Source organism: Enterococcus sp. AZ048 (assembly GCF_051715125.1).
GTDB lineage: Bacteria > Bacillota > Bacilli > Lactobacillales > Enterococcaceae > Enterococcus_A > Enterococcus_A gilvus.
Window position 1 is genome coordinate 657,501 of the sequence record NZ_JBIOTD010000001.1, and the last position, 17,072, is coordinate 674,572.

Sequence of the window (17,072 nt, forward strand, 5' to 3'; positions counted from 1 at the left end):
TATGTTTGAGCAAATTGTTTAATGGATTAAGGGAATAGTGCTATCCTCAAGGTGAGGTGAGGATAACTATGTATATGAAAATTTCAGATGAATTGGTAGAGCGACTAGGGAAATACAAAGACAGTCGAATCCTTTTGGACTTAGATGATGGTGTAGGGATGTACTCCAAGATGGGAAGCTGCGCATTGAACATCAGCTTCCGCTTATTGATCTTAGACAAAGACCAAGATTACTCAGACTATACAGTGAACGTTGAAAGCCCAATTGGGGAAATTCCAATCAAAGAACATTCAAAATTGTACTTGGAAGACGACATGTCCTTGGTTTTTGATCCACGGATGTCATTGATCAAACTGAAAAGCCCTAGTGGTATGATTGATGGAAATGTCCAAATCATTGATTTACGCAAAAATAAGGAGTGAGCCTAAATGGCCCACTCCTTATTTAATTTGGTCTTTCTAAATCAATCGTATTAGCGATATGGCTGTAAGTAGCGCCAGCAAGACGTGCTGCTGGATCAAGGGAGATCGGATCGATATACTCTTTTTCCGCATCAAAAACAGCTTCTTCAAACGAATAGTTCAAAACTTCCAGAATGAACAAATCACTGATCACGGTTCCTTCATGGTCGCTTACAGGAACATATTGATGAAGCCGAACTTCAAAGCGGATAGGGGCTTCCTGGATCGCTGGTACAGCGACTTCTTTGCTGTCTACAAGTGTAAGTCCGCTCTCGGCTAATTCACTTTCCTCAGCAGGCAGAGAAGCTGAGGAGTGGTTCATTTCGGATAGAACCGAGTCGTTCACCATATGGATCACGCCTTCTTTTTGTTGAAAAAGATTTCGTGCAGTGTCCTTCATCTGATGCTCTTTGCGATTGATAGAAAGACTGACTAACGGTAGGTCCTTCGCTACAACATTGAAATAGCTGAAGGGAGCGGCATTCACGACATTCGTTGTGTCATCGATCGTAGTGATCCAAGCGATCGGTCGCGGAATAACGCTGCCTGTCAGAAACTTATAATTTTGTTTTGTCGTTAGATCCTTTGCAGAGTAGAAGTACATAGCGCGCTCCTTATTTTCGTTTCTTATTTGCGTCAGAAGTGTCAAAGGGGCGAACATACTCTTCGATCTCTTCTCGTTTTGATTGCAAATGAGGAGGCAATGACAAGATTTCACCTGCGTGATCGTAGGTCTCATCTTGCAAGAAACCAGGGCCATCGGTAGCTAGTTCAAATAAGACATTTGGTGCTGCCAGGAAGTATTCTGATTGGAAGTAGAAGCGGTCGACGAATCCTGAATTTGGAAATTCTAGGGCATTGATCTTTTCGATCCAGTCACGAAGCGCGTCATCATCAGCAACACGTAAGGCCAAGTGATGGACATTCCCATAGCCTTCCTGTGCTGGGATCATATCTGGCTGATCATCTACAAGGATCGTCGCACCATTTCCGCCTTCACCAACTTCAAATTGATGCAGGCTTTCTTCAGCAGCAGTTTCTTTAAAGCCTAATAGGTTTTCTAAAACCAGTTTTAGGTGTTCAAATTTTGCCACGGTAACAATGGTTGGGCCTAAGCCGAAGATCGCGTGTTCAGCAGGAACATTTGAATTCTTCCATGGTGTCCCGCCGGCAACGCCGTTATTTTTTTCGTCTGATACTAATTGGAACCATTGATCGTCGTAGTCTTGGAATTCTAAATATTTCTTTCCAAAACGTTCGTTGATCTCGCCATGAGCAACTTCTTTTTCTGAGAAGCGTTGAGCCCAGAATGTCAATGAAGCGTCGGTCGGCACACGGAAACCAGTCCGTGAAATACTATTCGTCCCTTTGCTTCCCTTTGGAATTTGTGGGAAATCAAAGAAGGTCATATCCGTCCCGGGCGCACCAGAATCATCTGTAAAATAAAGGTGATAGGTTTCGATGTCGTCTTGATTGACTGTTTTTTTAATCATGCGCAAGCCTAAAATATCTGTAAAAAAGCGATAATTTTTTTCGGCGCTGGAAGTCATTGCTGTTACGTGGTGTAATCCGCGAATTTGTGTATCCATAATTTATTCCTCCTAAACTCTTACTAAAAGTAAGTTTATTGGAAAGCTGATTTTTTAGCAAGAATAATGCCTCGACTTGATAATTTTCCAAGGAATCAGTAGGATAGAAACAGGAGGTAGACGATGAAAAAAATTGTATTATTTGATTTAGATGGCACGTTGACCGATTCAAGTGAAGGCATTTTGAACAGCATTCGCTACATGTTGGAGAAAAAGGGCTTGGCTATTTCTGACACGGAGACACTGCGCAGCTTTATTGGCCCTCCTTTGGCCGATTCATTGAAGGCGCTTTACGGCATTTCAGAAGCTGAAGCGCAAGAAGCTGTTGAAAGCTACCGTGAGTATTATGCTGATCAGGGAATCAAACAATTGACGGTGTATCCTGGTGTGGAAAAGATGCTGACGGATTTGTCAGAAGACTATTCTTTAGCGATCGCGACGTCAAAGCCTGAATTTTTTGCTGAACAGGTGATCGAGAACACGGGATTGACGAAATATTTCACCGGGATTTTTGGCGCAGACCTGGCGGGTGACCGTTCAAAAAAAGCCGACGTGATCACGTACGCATTAGAGCAATTAGAAGGAGATACGGCGGTGATGGTCGGGGATCGGAAATTTGATATTTTAGGTGCCAAGGACAATCAGTTGAAGAGCATCGGTGTGCTGTATGGCTTCGGGGATCGGCAGGAATTAGCGGAAGCAGGGGCGGATCTTCTTGTAGAGAAGGCGTTGGAGATTCCTCTCGCCCTTCAAAGATTGTTTTAAGCAACTTCTACAGAAAAAGGACGTTGAAAACAAAAAAAATCCCTCAAGCGAGGGATTTTTTGATCAATTATTCGACTTAGTACCAGCCGTTTGCTTGCCAGAATGCTTGTGCGCCTTCCCATGAACCATAGCGAGAAGTGACATATTGATCCGCAACACGTTCTTGGTTTGCAGCAGAGTAGTCACCATTTAAGTATGAAGCAGATAATTGGTAACGTCCAATGTATTGACCGTTTGTTGCAGTGTAAGAACCGCTAGATTCGCGTTGTGCGATCCATTCTTTTGCTGAGCTTGTGCTTGCTGGAGCTGAAGCTTCTGCAGCAGGAGCCGCTGGTTGTTGTGCTTGTTGTACAGGAGCAGCCGCTGGTTGTGCTGGCGCTTCTTGAACAGGTGCTTGTTGTGCAGGAGCAGGAGCTGCTTGTTCTTGAACAGGTGCAACAGTAGTATTGCCTTTTGCATCTGTGTCGATCGTCAAGTTTTGTCCTTCAAAGATCATATCAACGTTAGAGATGTTGTTTTCACTAGCAATTGAATGAACCAAGCTGTTATCGCCTGCAAATTTGATTGAGATTTTTGATAACGTATCACCTGATTGAACAGTGTAATTTTCAGCTGCATGTGCATCGTTTGTTCCTAGTGCAAATACTGCACCGGCTGTTAGTAAAGTTGTAAGTACAAGAGTTTTTCCAAATTTCATTATGTAAATTCCTCCAAAAAAGTTTTTAATGTCATCAGTCATTTCGACTACGAGACTTACTTTACCATCCTTCTTCATGTCGTGGGTTATAAACCAGTGACAAGAGGTTACAAGGAAATGTAGAAATGTAACAAAACATGGAGAAAAGGGGCCTTTTGAAATACTTAATCTCTATTAAGAATGTCTGAATCCCTATGAGGGACAAGGGATTTGCGAGGTGTTTCTCAGGGGAAATAGATGTAAGCGCTGATAAAAGTTGCAATGTTGACACCCCGTTGTAAAGAATCAGACGATTGTAGGGGCGAAAACCTCGGAAAAACGACGGATTATTTCTTAAGAAAAGGTAAATGAAAGACAAATTGAGGTGAAACATGGCCATTACGATAAAAGAAATTGCCCGTCTGGCGGGTGTCTCCGTGACGACGGTCTCTCAGATCCTTAATCAGAAGGGGGGACGCTTCAGCGAAGCAACCAAACAGCGGGTCTTAACGGTGATCGAAGAGCAAAACTATTCGCCAAATTATTTTGCTTCAAATATCATTGCAAAAAAATCAAAGACGATCGGTGTGATCGTTCCTGATTTTTCAGAACAATTTGCTTCGGCGATCGTCAGAGAGATCAAACGACACTTGGAAGAGCAAGGGTACTATTTGATCATTTGCGAATCGGATCATGAGTTCGAGAAGGAAAAGGTGCTGCTGGAGCAGTTGGCGAAGATCGCTGTGGAGGGAATTATTCTCTTTACGCCCAATCTATACGATCAGGATCAACGAATCCGCAAAGGTCGCTACCAGGAGATCCCAGTTGTTTTTGCGGATAGGGGACTCAATGAAGGCTATTACGGGACAGTAAAGATCGATGAATTTTCAGGAGTTTATCGGGCCCTCGAGTGGCTGATCGGAGAGGGGCATCGCAGGATCGGCCTTCTGATGGATGATGCAGAGCACTATCATTTAGCGGAACGATTTGACGCATATAGACAGGCGCTGCAGGATCATCAGCTTATAATAGAAGAAACACACATCAAACAGATGCCTTTGACGATCGAAGGCGGGTATCAAGGCGCTACTGAATTGCTGAGGGAGACAGAGGTGAGTGCGATCTTCTGCTGCGATGATATGTTAGCGATCGGGTGTTACCAAGCCGTGTTTGATAATGGCAGAGTGTTGGATCAGGAAATTACGGTGGTAGGCTTCGATGGCGGAGAAGTGACGCAGATCGTTCGGCCAAAAATAAAGAGTGTCCGTCAGCCCTATAAAGAATTAGGAAATGCTTATGCGGACAAGATTCGAATGGCGATCCAACAGCCAGATCGCCAAATGGATGACCGGTTGTTCCATGTAAGCTTTGACCCAGAATAAGCAATGAGAGTAGAGAAGCATTTGCGTCAGAGCAAATGCTTTTTTGTTATGAAATAATTACTTTCCCTATAAAACTAGACGAATATTAGTGAAATAGTTCGGCGAATAAGGGGGTGTTCTTGTAATTTCTCTATTTTTAACAAAAAAAGCTCAATTTTTTAAGCAATATGGGTTAATTCTTTGGTAGAATATTGGGAGATAAAATGAATTCTTTTTGGCCTTCAGGGTATGGGGGGAAAAGAATGACGATGGAAAAGTGGGGGAGCGTTTTTGAAAAGGGTTGGGGAAGTATTTTTTGCGATTGGAACAAGGAAACTCATCATTATTGGTTTGGTGCTTTTATTGGGAGTGGTCAGTTTTTACTCCTACAAGAGTGTGTATTACGCGGAACGGTTGCTGCCTAAGACAAAAGTAAACGCGATCGATGTTGGCGGACTGACTGTGGAGCAGGCGAATGAAAAAATCACGAAAGAGCTGACAGAGGCCCCTTTCGCGATTCGTTTAGATAAGCATTTGTGGAGGGAACTTAAGCGCAGCGATTATGGGTGGTCTAAAGATCATCGAGAGGCGCTCAAACGGCTGAAACAGGAGCAAAGTCCATTTGCATGGGGCCTGAGCGGATTTGCAAAGCATCAGTACCAGCTGCCGAACACCTTTGACCGTGAGCAGGTGGAACAATTAGTGGAGGCGTTGAGAATGACGCTTCTAGAAAAAAATGTGACGCGGATTCCGACGAAAAATGCTAGGATCGAGTGGCAGAATGGGGCATTTAAAATTGTTCCAGAAGAGCAAGGAAACACTTTTGACATTGATGCTGTGCAGAATGCTGTAAAACGCGGCTTGGAAGAAGGTCAGTCGTCAGTAGATGCGGAAAAGTATTATGCTCGGCCGATCATGACAAAAAAGGACGGCACGTTAAAGAAGCAACAGGAAAAATTAAATCAGTTTACTAAAATGAAAGCGTCTTATAGGATCAATGGAAAAGCCATCGCCCTCTCTAATGAGGAACTCAGCAGCTGGCTGACCACGAACGAGAATGGAGAAGTGCAGATCGATCAAGAAAAGGTCACGCGTTTTGTGACCAAGCTAAACGCAGACTATAATACCCAGGAGAATCCGACACCCTTCACTAGTACAAAACGAGGTGAGGTCTCTGTACCTATGGGAATCTATGGCTGGTCTATCGACATTCCTGCGGAGGTCCAAGCCTTGAGCGGGGAGATTTTAAAAGGGAAAAATTTTGATCGCACGCCGATCGTGACAGGCGATGCACCAACAGTCCAAGCTGGCATCGGCAATACGTATGTAGAAGTCGATCTGCAAAACCAATATATGTGGTATTACAAAGAGGGCAAGGTCCAGCTGGAAACAGATATTGTCAGCGGGAAGCCATCCACACCAACACCGCCTGGGGTAAATTATGTGACGAGCAAATCAACGGATCAAGTTCTGCGGGGCTTGAATGAGGACGGCTCCAAGTACGCCAGTCCTGTACGCTATTGGATGCCGATCGACCGGACAGGCGTAGGCATTCATGATTCTGATTGGCAGTATGCGTATGGCGGAGACCTCTGGCTATACCGAGGGTCTCACGGTTGTATCAACACGCCGCCAGCCAAAATGGATGAACTTTATCCGATTTTGGAGACAGGGACTCCTGTCGTCGTTTTCTAATAGAACAGGAACAAGCATCAGAAAAAAATTCTGGTGCTTTTTTTTAGTTTAAAGTCGTTTTATTCCCTCAGAATTTTGCGGGATAAAAACAAGTGATCGGCTTGAGACCAGCAAACAGATAACTGTCGCTGACCAAAATAGGACGCTTCTTTCATGGAGAAGAAGCGTCCTATTTTTTCTTTGTGGAGGGAAGCTATTCAAAAAAATGACGCATAAAACGACACGATCCAAAAAGCAAGGCACGTGATTAACTGTAAAATCATCCTTATAAATAGACGAAAACAGAGAGGTTAAAATAACTGATAAACAATCGATAGACAAATGAATACCGAGGGAGCCAGTTATTATGAGCGTTGCAGTTTTCGTTTATGAACAGCCTAAAGGGCTAAAAAAGATACTCAATAAAGGAAAGAAGGAAAACACATGTGTACGACAGTTTTAGTAGGAAAAAAAGCATCACGTACAGGATCAACAATGATCGCGAGAAATTGCGATACCGAGGCACCGATCCAGCCAGTGAAGTTTGTTCAAGTAGAGGAAAATGCGGTTACTAGCGGAACCTTCCACTCTGTGATCACTCATTTTTCAGAAGCGTATCCTGAGCAGGCGCTGGGCTATCAAATGATCCCGTTTGTTGAACAAGAAACGCTAGGCATTTTTGGCGAGGCAGGAATCAATTCATTGAATGTTGCCATGAGCTCGACAGAAAGTATTTTCGGTAATCCCTTTGTATTGGCTGCCGATCCATTTACAGAGGAAGGCTTAGGAGAAGATGCACTGTTAACGATGGTGCTCCCTTATATCACTTCCGCAAGAGAAGGCGTCGAATACGTCGGGAAACTCATCGAAAAGCACGGTTCCCACGAAGGAAACGGGATCATCTTCAGCGATAAGGACGACATCTGGTATATGGAGATTCCTTGCGGGCATCATTGGGTCGCACAGCGTATCCCTGATGACCATTGCGCAGTCATCGCGAACCAATCGATCATTGAAACGGTAGATTTTGAAGACGAGGCGAATTTCATGCATTCAGCAAACATTCGCACCTTCGTAGAGACACACGCGCTGAACCCTGAAGACGGCACCTTCAATTTCAGACAGATCTTTGGGACGAGCAATTTGCAGGATCGCAAGTACAATACCGCTAGAGTGTGGTATGGACAGAAAATTTTAGGCAAAGAGAATGCCAGTCCGACAGCCGATGATATGCCATTTACATTCCAACCGGCTCATCGATTAACAGTGGATGATGTCGGTCGTGTTCTAAGCTCTCACTTCGATGAAACGATCTATGACCCATTCAGTAAAGGCGACGAGCAGGCAGCACACGCTTTCCGACCTATTTCGATGAATCGTACCGCTGAATCTCATATCCTGGAAATTCGAAACAACGTAGACCCTGAGTTCGCCGCATTGTTTTGGTTGAACAGCGGACCTACAGCATTTAATCCCTATGTTCCTTTTTATGCCAACAGTAAGGATACCTCATCTCTTTACAATGAGACGAGTCTGACCTTTGACAGCAATCAGGCCTACTGGCGCGCACGTTTACTCGCTGTTTTAGTTGAGAGAGACTATGACAAACTTGCCTTCTTGAACTTTGGCTATTTAACGAGTGCGAAAGAACTGGCGCATCAGTTGATTTTAGCCAGCGATCAAGAAGCAGAGAACTATACCGGCGAAGAACGCAAAGACTTTTTGACTGCGTGCAATGAGAAGCATGCGGAAAAAATGAACCAGCTTGCGTTGGATCATATTGGTGCGTTGGTGGAGCAAGGCTTGGGCTTATCGGCATTGACCTATGACATTACGAAGGACATTTAAAATGGACAGAAAGGAGTTGAACAGCAATGGAACACAATCATGGGGCCATTCAAAAGGGAACCACAGCACCCAATGCGACCGTTTCTGATGGCACTACTGGAAAAAAGACACTCTCTAAAATTACTTTGACGACGTTTATCGGGCTGACCTTCGCCTTGGTCGCGGGGCCTTATTATTCCACCTTGACGGCGACCGGCTGGAATATGTTTTTATACATGGCGATCGCCACGATCGGCTTTGCCCTTCCTATCGCACTGATTTCAGGCGAATTTGGAACGACCTTCCCTGGAAGAGGGGGCCCAGAGCTTTGGGTAAAAAATACGCTCGGTCCTAAATGGGGCTTTGTCACCTCCTGGCTGATCTGGATGTCGATGATTCCCGCGATGCTGGTGGTGGGTACAGGCTTTGCGCCAACCGTTGCTCTGCTGATCGGGAAGAAAGAATTGGTCGAAAACCCGATCTATACCTTGGGCGTCATTTTGGTCTTGGTTTGGACCATGACGCTATTGAATCTAAAATTCGATATGGCAAAAATCAATGGGAAATTCGGCATATGGCTTGGTTTTTACATCCCAGTGGTCATGCTATTCGGGCTCGGATTGTACACATTCATCAAATTCGGCTTTAATGCCGACAGTATCTTAGGTAGCTTTGAACCGTCTAAGTTAGTACCTAAGTCGCTGACTAGCGGCTCAGGAATGTACTTCAGCGGAGTTATATTTATCTTTTTAGGGATCGAGATGTCCTCTGTATTTATTACGCGGTTAAGAAAACCGTCGGGTCAATACGCAAAAGGCGTCATCATTGCACTGGTCCTTTTAGCGATTCTCTCATTGTGTAACGCCTTCTTTGTGGCAAATGTGATTCCTAAGGGAGATATCCAGTTGAACAACACGGTCCAACCGTTACAAATTTTTGCGGAACGTCTAGGCTTGCCCTACATTCTCGTCCAATTGTTCTGCTTAATGTCGATCATCAGTGTGTTGACGAATATGTCTACTTGGTTCGTCAGTGCCTCTAAAACCATGACACAAAGTGCGCTGAATGGCGATTTTCCACCTAAATTGAAATTTTGGAAAACCAATAAATTCAATGCGTGTCCGTCGCTATTGATCGTGCAAGCAGCGGCGATCTCACTATTGTCGGTCGCCTACGCTGTGATCCCCGGGATCAATACAGTCTTTATCATTATCACTAACAGCGGGACCGTCTTGTATTGTCTGGCCTACAGCTTGATGACGATTGGCTATATCAGCATGAGACGACAGGATAAAAATCAAGACCATCCTTTCCGTGTCGGGAAAAAAGGCAATCATTTGGCCTACATGGTGTCCTTTTTACTTCTAGCAACGATTGTTTTTGCGCTTGTTATCACGTTTATGAACAATAGCTTGCTGAATCTAGTATTTGTAGTGATCTTTACGGGCATCTTCTTCATGGTTCCTTTGTTCATTTATCGAAACAGGAAAGAAAGCTGGAAAATGCCCTCCAGCCAAAAGGAAACAAAAAGTTAACGCCAGAATGAGCGCTTTAGAAATTGTAAAACACAAAGCGCTCGTTCTTATAGATTGGAGGATTTAAAATGGCGACAACAAATAGTCCGCTCGCAAAGAGCAGCGGCACAGCGGCGGCCACGAGCAAAAGCAAATTGTCTTTTCTGTCGATCTACTTTCTAGGAATCAATGCGATCGTTGGCTCAGGAGCATTTCTTTTGCCGCAAGAGATATACCAACGAGTGGGCGTGATGAGTGTCTTAGTCATCCTGTGTGCGGCAATGACAGTCAGCATGATCGCCTTATGTTATGCCGATCTATCCAGCCGATTTTCTGGCTCAGGGGCAGCATGGCTTTACTCGTATAATGCATTCGGTAAATTTACCGGCTTTCAAATCGGCTTGTTTTCATGGTTCTTAGGTTGTTTGACCTTGTCCGCGGAATCTGTAGCCTTGCTTAGAACACTGAAAAATCTCTTTCCGCAATTGGATAATGGGATCGTAAAAATTTTGTTTCCGGTCACGTTGATCACGATACTGGCGATCATTAATTTATTTGGTACGTCGCTCGTCAAATTCATCAACGGGATCTCATCCGTCTTCAAAATTTTTATTGTTCTATTCTTCATAGTTTTAGGAGCATTTTTCATGCATAAAACAAACTTCACACCGATCGTACCAAGCACAGTTACAAATACGAAAAGCTTTGTCGGTCATTTCGGGTCCGCATTTAGTGTTGTTTTTTATATGTTCAGCGGGTTTTCATTTATACCTGTTGCAGCAGCACAAATGAACAATCCCGAAAAAAATATTCCTAAAGCATTGATTTATGTGATGGCGAGTGTCACCGTCTTGTACACACTCGTTCAAACGATCGCTATCGGAATCTTAGGGACAACGATCGTGAAGTACGATGTCCCGATTGCAGAAGCAATGAAGATCGGTGTCGGTCATTGGGCCTATGCCATCATCATCTTAGGGATGATCCTGTCGATCTTTGGTGTCGCCTTCGCTGTATCCTTCAGCACACCGGCACTGGCTGCGTCATTAGCAGAAGAGCACCACTTATTGCCAAGTTCTATTGGAAAGAAAAATAAATACGGTGCCCCTTATGTGGCAGTGATCGTAACATCCGTGATCAGTATTTTTGCAACACAATGCAGCTATATCTTCTTAGTATCCTGCATCGTGTTAGCATCATTTATCCAATATGTACCATCGATTCTAGCGGTCATCAAATTCAAGAAGACGAAACAATTTCCAAATAATGGCTTCAGCCTAAAGGGCGGCTATGTCGTTCCTATTTTGGCCTTGGTCATCTCAATGTATTTATTGACGAATTTTAACTTAAAAGTTCTATTAGTGATGTTGGCCGTATTCATACTAGGTGTCATTATCTATGTCACAAAAATCAAAGGCGCTGAGAACGAACAAGCAGCCAATTAAAAAAGCACGTAACCACAAAAAATATCATTTAAAAAAATGAATAGAGGAGAATGATTAACATGAAAGCAACGAAACAATTAGGATTAGCAGCAGCAACTTTAGGAATGATCGTATTATTAGGAGCCTGCGGGCGAACAGAAGAAAGTGGCACGATCGTCGGCGGTTCCGGCTCAGAGGAAGTCTACACTGATTCTTCAGGTGACGAGGCAGTCGTCGGGGAAGAGACGTTAAAAGATGACGGCTACTTCAAACAAGTCGTAACAGAAGGGATCGATCCAAAAGTAAAGGATATCGTGTCCTATGATACTCAGTTCAGCAATTCAGATTGGGACAAGATCACCTTCGATGTCGACCATGCGAAAATAGTCACGGTCAAAGACTTTAAAGATGAAAAAGGAGATACCTATAAAACCTTGCTCTCCTTGAAGTATAAATTAGACATTGAAGATACCTCGGACAAATACATCATGCCTGATAAAGCGGAAGTTGAATTAGCAGATGGCAAAAAAGTCAGCGCCGATTTCTTTATGGATATTTTCGATGACGAATTCTCAACGACAGATGCCCACAAAGATGGCTTCATTCACTTCAAGATCAAAGACGAAGAAAAAATCAGAGAAATCAAAGCTGTGGATGTGACATTCCGTGCAAAAACAGATAACAACCACGAAACGACTCATACGTATAGAATTGATTTCCCATTAGAAGCAGAAGAATAAGCAGGTAAGCATCAATTAAATCGAGTCAAAACAAAAAGCCGTTGGTTCAGCGGCTTTTTGTTTTGGTCTTCATTTCGAACCAACTGGTATTAGATTTTCTCGCATAATTTCTATAAGCAGAAAAAAGAGGCCGCTTCTATTGATTGATTCCTAAAAATAGGCACCCTGCTAATCGTTGGTATAAAGGTATTTTTAATTTTATGGATGATAAATCGATTATTATTGTTGACAGACCTAAAAAAACCACCTTACTATTGGTTTGTGGTTATAACCAGTTGCGAAGAGGAGAATCCCATGGAAAATTCTTTTAAAAACAAAGCTTTGTACTATCAACTCGTAGATCTATTAAAAGAGCGGATGGAGGCCAGCATGATCCCTCATGACAAGCTGCCTTCAGAACGAGAATTGACAGCACACTACGGTGTCAGTCGGACGACGGTCCGTTTGGCTCTGCAAGAGCTGGAACGCACCGGATTTATTTATCGACGTCATGGAAAAGGGACCTTTGTCTCTGACATCAGAAAAGACGCAGCCGACTTAGCGGGCGCCTACAGCTTTACGGAACAGATGAAAAGCTTGGGCAGAAATCCTGAGACGAGAATCTTATCCTTTGAAAAGATCGAAGCAGATAAGTTCATTGCGCAGCATCTCAATCTTTCCTTAGGAGAGGCCGTCTTTAAGTTAAGTCGTTTACGAATCGCAGACCGTGAGCCGTTAATGATCGAAGATACCTATTTACCAGTCAAATTCTTTTTAGCATTAGACGATTCACTTTTGCGCAGCAAGCCTTTGTACGATCTTTTTTCAGAAGATTTTGATCAGACGGTCCGTCTGGCGGATGAAGAATTGTACGCCAGTCTTGCTTCAAAGGAGGATGCGAAACAATTGATGATCCCTGTAGGCGCACCTGTCCTGCATTTAGCCCGACAGACCTACAATATGAAAAATGAACGTATTGAATTCACACTGAGTGTTGCCCGTGCGGATCAATTCCATTATCAGATCCGCCATATTCGAAAGAGTTAGGAGAGAATGAATCGATGTTTACAGTAGAAAAAGACAAATTGGAACAGATGGGTGCTGAGATCACGACACGTGAGATTCGCCAGCAGCCAGAGCTTTGGGAGGAGACCCTTCACCTCTATCAGGAGGCGCAAGCCGCGTTAGAAGAATTTCTTGCCGCAGTAAAAGAGAACGCTCAAGGGAAACGAACACGAGTGATCTTCACCGGTGCAGGGACTTCCCAATATGTCGGTGACACCGTGGTTCCATACCTGCGGAAACATGGCAATGTCCAAGACTTCAGCTTTGAAAGCATCGGCACCACCGATATCGTGGCAGAGCCGTTGGAATATTTGATCAAAGAAGAGCCGACGTTACTTGTGTCCTTTGCCAGAAGCGGGAACAGCCCTGAAAGCTTGGCGGCTGTAGAAATCGCTGATCATGTGGTCGATACGATCCATCATTTAGCGATCACCTGTGCCGAAGAAGGAAAGCTGGCTCAGCTCAGCGAAGAAGCAGAGAACAGCTTCTTATTCTTGATGCCTGAACGCTCCAACGATGACGGCTTCGCCATGACAGGCAGCTTTTCTTGTATGACCCTTGGCGCCTTGCTGACCTTTGACCAAACCGCATTATCCGAGAAACAAACGTATGTCCAAGCCTTGAGCCACATGGGGAGCGAAGTGATCGCTCGTGAAGAGGAGCTCGCGACCCTTGTCGGACTCGAGTTCGATCGAATCGTTTACGTTGGTTCTGGAAGTCTCGCTGGTTTGACCCGCGAAGCGCAGTTGAAAATACTAGAATTGACAGCTGGGAAAATCGCGACTGTTTTTGATTCTTCCATGGGCTTTCGTCATGGACCAAAATCCTTCATCAATGAAAAGACGCTGATGTTCGGATTTGTGAATAATGATCCCTATACACGCGACTATGACTTGGATGTCTTAGAGGAAGTACACGGAGATGAAATCGCTATCAGTGTATTAGCCATAACGCAGCCTGGAGAGCGGAATTTCTCAGGTGACAAATTTGAGTTTGCTTCTGCGGCAGAACGCTTGCCGGATGGGTATCTAGCGTTAGGCTATATCATGGTGGCCCAAACGGTCGCACTATTGACCTCTGTCAAAGTAGCGAACAAACCGGATACACCATCGCCTACAGGAACTGTGAATCGTGTGGTAAAAGGCGTTACGATCCATGAATACAAGTAGAGAAGAACGGGGAGGAAAACGATGCTTACACTGACCAAAGAAAAAAAGGCGGCAATGGACCGCTTATCAACAAAAGAGGGCGTAATCAGCGCATTGGCGATCGACCAACGAGGCGCTTTAAAGAAGATGATCAAGGCATTAGACGTAGAACCAACGGATGCACACATTGAAGCATTTAAGGCGTTGGTTTCCAGTGAACTGACTCCGTATGCGTCTTCGATCCTTCTAGATCCTGAATACGGATTGCCCGCTGCAAAGGCTCGCTATAAAGATGCCGGCTTGCTGCTGGCCTATGAAAAAACAGGCTACGACGCAGAAACACCCGGCCGTCTACCGGATTTATTGTCAGATTGGTCGGTTTTACGGCTGAAAGAGCAAGGGGCCGATGCGATAAAATTTTTGCTTTACTATGACATTGATGAAGACGCAGCCATCAACCAGCAAAAGCACCGGTTCATTGAACGCTTAGGCAGTGAGTGCGCGCAAGAAGACATACCTTTTTACTTAGAATTGGTCTCTTATGACGCACAAAATGAAGATGCCGGATCACTGGCTTATGCAAAAATCAAGCCTCATAAAGTCAATGAGATGATGAAGGAATTTTCAAAGCCGCAATACAAGGTAGACGTATTGAAAGTCGAAGTGCCTGTTAATATGAACTACGTTGAAGGCTATGGAACAGGCGAGACGGCCTATTCTAAGGAAGAAGCCGCAAACTACTTCCTTGAACAAAGCCAAGCAACAGACTTGCCATTTATTTTCTTAAGTGCGGGCGTATCAACCGAATTGTTCCAGCAGACCTTAGTCTTCGCTAAAGAAGCGGGATCGACCTTCAACGGGGTACTTTGCGGACGTGCGACTTGGAAAAATGGGGTCAAGCCGTTCATCGAAGCTGGGGAGTCAGCAGCGCGGGAATGGTTAGAGACCGAAGGCAGAGAAAATATCGAAAGCCTGAACACGGTCCTCGCTCAGACTGCCAGCTCTTGGCATGACAAAGTGCAGCTTGCCGAAGAAGCGTTCGTGAAATAGGAGGAAGTCTCGTGATAGTAACGGTAACGATGAATCCCTCGATCGACATTTCCTATCCTTTATCGTCTTTGGCGATCGATACAGTCAACCGTACGGATCAAGTAACTAAAACCGCTGGCGGAAAAGGACTGAACGTGACGCGTGTCATCCATGATCTAGGCGGCGATGTGGTAGCTACAGGTGTGCTGGGCGGGTTTCACGGCGCCTATATTTCCGAAGAACTCAACAAAGCCGGCATTAAGCAAGCCTTCACTTCGATCAAAGAGGAAAGTCGCGATTCCATTGCGATTTTACATGAGGGCAACCAGACAGAAATCTTAGAATCAGGACCGACCGTCTCAAGTGAAGAACAGACCACCTTTTTAGAAACAATCACCGCACTGCTTCAGCAAGCGGATATCGTGACCATCTCCGGTAGTCTGGCGAAGGGGTTGCCGACTGATTTTTACCAAAAACTGGTTCAAGCTGCCCATACTGAAAAGGCACACGTCCTGCTGGATACCTCTGGCGAGAGTCTGATCAGTGTACTGGAAGGCGCAGCAAAACCATTCCTGATAAAACCAAATCTGGAAGAATTAGAGGCTTTGCTGGGACAACGGTTTTCCTTGTCAGAAATGGAGACACTCCAAAACGCCCTTTCACAGCCATTGTTCGAAGGTATCGAGTGGATCGTCGTTTCTTTAGGAAAGGCAGGAGCAATCGCAAAGCATCAAGAGGCGTATTACCGCGTCACGATCCCTGAAATAAAAGTGGTCAATCCTGTAGGGTCTGGGGATGCCACCATTGCGGGCTTTGCCTATGGCTTGTCCCAAGGAAAGACCTCCGAAGACCTGTTGAAGCTAAGTATGGCCGCTGGCATGGCGAATGCCCAGGAAAAGCAGACCGGGCACGTGGACCCAGCCAATGTCGCCGCTCATTTTAACAACATCAACGTAAAAAAGATCGAGCGCTAGCTCGATCTTACGGATCAAAGATTTTTAGAAACAAGTTCAATCTTGTAGAAATTCCATTTTTTATAGGACTCGACGTACTCCAGAACCTGTTGCGTGTCTTTCCGTTTTGTTACTCGGATTTGCAGGACGGTCGGTTCATTGGTCGAAATGTGCAGTTTTTCCGCTTCCGCAAGAGGCGTGGGGAATTTGATTTCATTTGTTTCTGTAAAATCTTCTTCATTCATATGGATGTTGTAATCTAGCTTAAATCGTTGATAGATCGAATTGTAGTAGCTTAAATCTGGAAAATTTGAGTTCACATATTGCTCCGGCAGATAGGTCCGCTGATAGATATATGGGACATCCTCGGTATTGCGAAGACGTTCGATACAGTAATAGTAGGCCTTATCCGGCAGCTCCAGCTTACTCAAAAACCGAGGGTCATTCCCACGTTGGATCGATAAGACCTCAACGTGATCATTGCAGATAGGGAATAGCTCGATATCGGAAAATTCTACTAATTTTCCCTTCCGTGCTCGTGAGACGAAAGAGCCGCGACCTTGATGACGAATAATGAATCCGTCCTTAACTAAATCGTTCAACGCACGGATGACGGTGATCGAGCTGACTTTGAACATGTCTGCCAACTCGGCTTCCGTATAAAATTTGTCGCCATTTTCAAATTTTCCAGAAATAATTTGCTGCTTAAGCTCATCTTTTATGATTTGATATTTTGGGATTGCCATACGATTCCTCCAAAAAATGAATAGGGACTAAACATTTCATTAAACTCTTTTCATTTCCCTTTATGGGTTGATTTTAACATATCGTGTAGGATTAGAAACTATTTGACTTTGGATTTAAAAT

General features: G+C 44.4%; 16 protein-coding genes. 12 read left to right on the top strand and 4 right to left on the bottom strand.

Going from position 1 to position 17,072, the window contains the following annotated elements; translation table 11 throughout:
- The first annotated feature begins 68 nt into the window (after positions 1-68).
- Entirely contained in the window at positions 69-422 is a 354-nt protein-coding gene (locus IGI66_RS03295) for an iron-sulfur cluster biosynthesis family protein (protein WP_010781647.1), read from the top strand.
- 22 nt (positions 423-444) lie between these two features.
- Here IGI66_RS03295 and IGI66_RS03300 read toward each other — a convergent pair whose 3' ends face one another.
- Entirely contained in the window at positions 445-1,065 is a 621-nt protein-coding gene (locus IGI66_RS03300; protein WP_438847569.1) for a flavin reductase family protein, read from the bottom strand.
- 10 nt (positions 1,066-1,075) lie between these two features.
- On the bottom strand, positions 1,076-2,050 hold the full coding sequence (locus IGI66_RS03305) for a ring-cleaving dioxygenase (RefSeq protein ID WP_438847571.1): 975 nt from the start codon (positions 2,048-2,050) through the stop codon (positions 1,076-1,078).
- 123 nt (positions 2,051-2,173) lie between these two features.
- Between IGI66_RS03305 and IGI66_RS03310 the strand changes: the two genes are divergently transcribed.
- A complete protein-coding gene (locus IGI66_RS03310) occupies positions 2,174-2,815 on the top strand; it encodes an HAD-IA family hydrolase (protein WP_288227622.1) in 642 nt (213 codons plus the stop codon).
- A 76-nt stretch (positions 2,816-2,891) separates the two neighbouring features.
- On the opposite strand, the gene IGI66_RS03315 is transcribed toward IGI66_RS03310, so the two are convergent.
- Complete coding sequence (locus IGI66_RS03315) at positions 2,892-3,512, bottom strand: LysM peptidoglycan-binding domain-containing protein (RefSeq protein ID WP_010781643.1); 621 nt, start codon at positions 3,510-3,512, stop codon at positions 2,892-2,894.
- A gap of 371 nt (positions 3,513-3,883) precedes the next feature.
- Between IGI66_RS03315 and IGI66_RS03320 the strand changes: the two genes are divergently transcribed.
- The 10 genes from IGI66_RS03320 (at position 3,884) to IGI66_RS03365 (ending at position 16,226) form a co-directional block, all read left to right on the top strand.
- Positions 3,884-4,873 carry a LacI family DNA-binding transcriptional regulator gene (locus tag IGI66_RS03320; RefSeq protein ID WP_438847573.1) on the top strand — a complete coding sequence of 330 codons (990 nt, stop codon included), beginning with the start codon at positions 3,884-3,886 and terminating at the stop codon, positions 4,871-4,873.
- 270 nt (positions 4,874-5,143) lie between these two features.
- Positions 5,144-6,547, top strand: coding sequence for a L,D-transpeptidase family protein (locus IGI66_RS03325; RefSeq protein ID WP_438847575.1), 1,404 nt, complete (start codon positions 5,144-5,146; stop codon positions 6,545-6,547).
- A gap of 423 nt (positions 6,548-6,970) precedes the next feature.
- The gene (locus IGI66_RS03330) at positions 6,971-8,374 is read left to right on the top strand and encodes a C69 family dipeptidase (protein WP_438847577.1); all 1,404 of its coding nucleotides are present in this window, start codon (positions 6,971-6,973) and stop codon (positions 8,372-8,374) included.
- Between the two features lie 26 nt (positions 8,375-8,400).
- The gene (locus tag IGI66_RS03335) at positions 8,401-9,888 is read left to right on the top strand and encodes an amino acid permease (protein ID WP_010781639.1); all 1,488 of its coding nucleotides are present in this window, start codon (positions 8,401-8,403) and stop codon (positions 9,886-9,888) included.
- Positions 9,889-9,956: 68 nt separating this feature from the next.
- Positions 9,957-11,312, top strand: coding sequence for an APC family permease (locus IGI66_RS03340; protein ID WP_010781638.1), 1,356 nt, complete (start codon positions 9,957-9,959; stop codon positions 11,310-11,312).
- Between the two features lie 59 nt (positions 11,313-11,371).
- Positions 11,372-12,031 carry a hypothetical protein gene (locus tag IGI66_RS03345; RefSeq protein WP_438847580.1) on the top strand — a complete coding sequence of 220 codons (660 nt, stop codon included), beginning with the start codon at positions 11,372-11,374 and terminating at the stop codon, positions 12,029-12,031.
- Between the two features lie 294 nt (positions 12,032-12,325).
- On the top strand, positions 12,326-13,057 hold the full coding sequence (locus IGI66_RS03350; protein WP_010781636.1) for a GntR family transcriptional regulator: 732 nt from the start codon (positions 12,326-12,328) through the stop codon (positions 13,055-13,057).
- A gap of 14 nt (positions 13,058-13,071) precedes the next feature.
- A complete protein-coding gene (locus IGI66_RS03355; RefSeq protein ID WP_438847582.1) occupies positions 13,072-14,244 on the top strand; it encodes an SIS domain-containing protein in 1,173 nt (390 codons plus the stop codon).
- Between the two features lie 21 nt (positions 14,245-14,265).
- Positions 14,266-15,273: a tagatose-bisphosphate aldolase gene (gene lacD, locus IGI66_RS03360; protein ID WP_438847584.1), complete on the top strand. Its 1,008-nt coding sequence runs from the start codon at positions 14,266-14,268 to the stop codon at positions 15,271-15,273.
- 11 nt (positions 15,274-15,284) lie between these two features.
- Positions 15,285-16,226, top strand: coding sequence for a hexose kinase (locus IGI66_RS03365; protein WP_438847586.1), 942 nt, complete (start codon positions 15,285-15,287; stop codon positions 16,224-16,226).
- 14 nt (positions 16,227-16,240) lie between these two features.
- Here the strand turns inward: IGI66_RS03365 and IGI66_RS03370 are convergent, their stop codons facing one another.
- Positions 16,241-16,951: a GntR family transcriptional regulator gene (locus IGI66_RS03370; RefSeq protein ID WP_010781632.1), complete on the bottom strand. Its 711-nt coding sequence runs from the start codon at positions 16,949-16,951 to the stop codon at positions 16,241-16,243.
- Between the last annotated feature and the right edge of the window lie 121 nt (positions 16,952-17,072).